Raw genomic sequence first — 3,760 nt, forward strand, 5'->3', positions numbered from 1 at the left:
CGGATGATCGCGGGCATGGTCGCGGAATACGCGCAGCGGAACCGTCTCGCATGAGCCTGACGCTGTTCATCCCGGATCGGTACGCGCAGGGCGTGCTGGCGCTGTCGCCAACCGACTACTGGCGCCTGAACGATCCGAGTGGCACGAGTGCGCGAGACAGTGGCAGCGGCGCGCATCACGGCACGTACGGTGGCAGTCCGTCGCTGGCGACCAACACCTCTGGCGACGATAGCGCGACCGGCGACCTCATGCGCTTCTATGACGGCGTCGATGATGCGATCGCGGTGTCATCGGTCGCCGCCTCCACCACCACATTCACGATCGCGGCGTGGATCTGGCCGAGTTCTGGCCCGTTCGATCCGTTCGGGGCGATTCTCGTCAAGTCCGACAGCACGGGATTCTTTCTCCATCAAGACACCTACAAACTGTCGCTGGTGTATTCGGCCGCCGCGCATGATTCCTCGTCAGCCATCTCGACGAGTGGATTTTCGCACATCGCCGTGTCTGTCAACGCGGGAGCCGGCACGTTCTATATCAACGGGACGGCGTCAGGCACGTGCGCGAGCGTCCCAAGTTTCGCGTTCGATTCACTCGTCTCCATCGCCGGGTTTGTGCCCTTCAAGGGCTATCTGACGGACGTGGCCTTCTGGGCTGGCACGGCGCTGTCCGGCGCGCAGATTGCTGCCCTCTACGCCTTGCGCACGGTCAGGCTGAAGCGCGAAAGCCTGCACATCTCGAAGACGATCAAAGGCGTCGATACAGCCTCGTGCCAGGTGGACTCGACCGATGGCAGCTACCGGCCACAGGTGGGCTCGCGCGTCATGCTCACCAATGGTCTGACGGAGTTCGGATCGATCCGGTATTTCGTCGGCGTGATTGACGCGCCCGAAGAAGCCGGGATCACCGACAAGACGACGCCGATCCGCACGTCGATCAGTGCGGTCGATCTGAAGTCGCTGACAGACCGCCGCACGATCTCGGTCGAACTCGCGGCCGGCACGATGAAGTCGCAACTGGAGACGCTCGTCCCGTATCTGTCCGACTACGGCGTGATGCTCGATACCGCGCAGGTGGATGGGCCGGACCTCGAAGCGGTCAGCTATACCGACACCTCGCTGACGACCATCCTGGACAACATGGCGACGACGACAGCCGGGATGGGCACGCCGTACTTCTGGCGCATCAACGGCTTTTCGCTGTTGGCGATGCTGGAAACGGCCGGCATCAACGCCGCGTTCAACATCGCGGCCAATGACGGCCACGTCAAAGGCGACGTGACGGTCAGGCAGCGCCGAGAGAACTACTACGCGAACCGCGTGATTGTGCTCGGCGGCAGCGGCTCGGCCGACTACAACCACGCTGGACCGCTGATTGAGACGCACTTCGGCAACGGCTCCACGCGCGTCTTCACACTAGACGCCACGACGGCGAGAGTGCTCATCGCGAACGTCTACCGGTCAGGTGTCTTTGAGGCTGGCTATAACGTCTTTGACTATCCCGATGCGCAGCCGTGGACGTTCGACGTCACGACGAACACGCTGCATCAGGACTCTGGACAGACGGTTCTCTCGAGCGCGGACGAAGTGAAGCCGGATTACATCGGCCAGCTTCCCGTGCGCGCACAGGCCGACGATTCGACAGAACAGAGCGCGGTCGGGCTCTGGGAGAAGTTGATTCGCGTCCCTGACATCGTCACCAAGCCAGCCCTGCAAGACATCGCCGATGCCGAGCTGGTCAAGCGCAAGACCACGCCGAAGGCCGTCTCGTATGCGACGTACTCGACCGGCATCGACGTCGGCTACTCGCAGACGATTACGCTGAGCGCGCGCGCGTTGTCTGGGTCATTTCTCGTGACCGACCTCGAGCTGGACGATATCGGCCGCAGAGACGAGTCCCTGCGGGCGACGGTGACGCTCCAGCAGGGCGCGCAGTTTCAGGACACCGTCAGAGACACGATCAAGGGCTGGTCGGAGCAGCCGTCTACGTCCGCCGCGGTGGGCGCGACTGGCGAGGCGGGCGCGACAGGCGCCACTGGTCCGACAGGTTCGACAGGTGCCACAGGCGCGACCGGTGCGACCGGCGGCGCTGGCACGACAGGTGCCACGGGCGCGACAGGTCCGGCGGGACCAACCGGCCCTACGGGCGCGACAGGGCCGCTTGGCGCCACCGGCGCCACCGGGCCGCAAGGCGATCCTGGCAACGCCGGCGGCGTGACCGATGACATCTCCTGCGAAAGCATCCACGTCATGCACTTTGTCGACGGCATCTTCACGGGGGTCGACTAATGGCGTGGGCACCAGAAAGCCTCAACGTCGAACCGTCCGCGACCGGCGCGGCGACCCGCGTGACCGTGGTCTATGTGAACGGCAAGGACCACGCGACGGAAATCTACGCGACGACGAAGCCATCGCTGGACTGGCTCAGGGATAAGGTGCGCGATGCGGTCGCGGCGCTCACCGCGCGTGATGCGTTCATCGCCGATCCGCCCATCGTGGCTGACCTGTCCGATCTGACGATTGCCGAAGACGTGCTGGCAAAGCGCGAATACCAGGCGGCGCTGATTCGCTATCTGCAACTGCAGAAGGCGCTCGAGGCCGGCGCGATTCTTCCTGATGACGAGTCGCTGGCCGATGCGGTGGCCGACGTGAAGCGCCTGTGGCGGCCGGAGTTCGGCGAATGAGGCTGCACGTGGTTGCGCTGCCGCACACGCTCCTGACGCGCGCGTACGAGTGGTGTGCCTATACCGCGAAGATTCGCCGCTTCGCCAACATGCTGACGTCGAAAGGCTGGCCGGTCACGGTCTACGGGCCAGAGACGACGGAACTCTCATCAGCCGTCGAGACGGTCACGATCGTCACGGAACGCGACCGTAAGCAATGGTTCGGATCGTCTGAATGGCAGCACACGCAGAGCTTTGGCTACTGGAAGAACACGGATCGTTGCTGGACGGTGATGAACGACCGGGCCGCGCAGGCCATCCGTGACCGCTGGCAGCCGGGCGACGAGTTGTGCCTCATCGCGGGCAACTGTCAGGAATCGATCGCCACCGACCTCAGCGTCATGCCGGTCGAGTGGGGCATTGGCTATACGGGCGTCCTGCATCAGTCGCACAAGGTGTTCGAGTCGTATGCGTGGATGCACCACGTCTCCGGCCTGATGAAGAAGGACGAGCTGCAGCCGCACGATGCGGTGATCCCGAACTGCTACGACCTCGAAGACTTCACGCCGTCGGACACGCACGGCAACTATCTGCTGTATATGGGCCGCGCGATCGAGCGGAAAGGCTTGGCCGTCGTGCGCGACTTGGCTGAGACGGCAGGCGTGCCTGTCTATGTCGCTGGACAGACCGACCCGCAGATACCCAACGCTCGGTATGTCGGGCTGGTCACAGGCCGCGCGAAGGCGGAACTGCTCGCAGGCGCCTATGCCGTGCTGACGCCGACGACATATCTGGAGCCGTTCGGCGGTGTGGCCGTCGAAGCGATGCTATCCGGCACGCCGGTCATTGCGTCCGACTGGGGCGCGTTCACGGAAACCGTACAGGACGGCCTGACAGGATTCCGCTGCCGGACGCCTGAGCAGTACCGAGCGGCGGTCGAGCGCGTGCGCGATCTGGATCGGTCGGCGATTAGCTGGCAGGCGGAAACGCGCTACAGCACGACCGTCGGCGCCGAACGCTACAACGCATATTTCGCACAGCTAGGGCTTGTGCCTGCGCGTCAGGTCACTAGCATGGCTGGCGCACGGGGTTAGTGATGAC

The 3,760-nt window shown here is 64.1% G+C and carries 3 protein-coding genes; all 3 read left to right on the plus strand.

The genetic code is table 11. From position 1 onward, the window contains the following. A partial coding sequence (locus V4529_17485; GenBank protein ID MES2360138.1) for a LamG domain-containing protein occupies positions 1-2,285 on the plus strand: 2,285 nt, incomplete at its 5' end. Further along, positions 2,285-2,680 (plus strand): hypothetical protein, encoded by a 396-nt coding sequence (locus V4529_17490; GenBank protein MES2360139.1) that lies wholly within the window; start codon positions 2,285-2,287, stop codon positions 2,678-2,680. The genes V4529_17485 and V4529_17490, both read left to right, overlap by 1 nt. Further along, positions 2,677-3,753 (plus strand): glycosyltransferase, encoded by a 1,077-nt coding sequence (locus tag V4529_17495; GenBank protein ID MES2360140.1) that lies wholly within the window; start codon positions 2,677-2,679, stop codon positions 3,751-3,753. The genes V4529_17490 and V4529_17495 overlap by 4 nt, the downstream gene beginning before the upstream one ends. The last annotated feature ends 7 nt before the right edge of the window (positions 3,754-3,760 follow it).

The sequence above is a fragment of the Gemmatimonadota bacterium genome (assembly GCA_040388625.1).
Taxonomy (GTDB): domain Bacteria; phylum Gemmatimonadota; class Gemmatimonadetes; order Gemmatimonadales; family Gemmatimonadaceae; genus Fen-1247.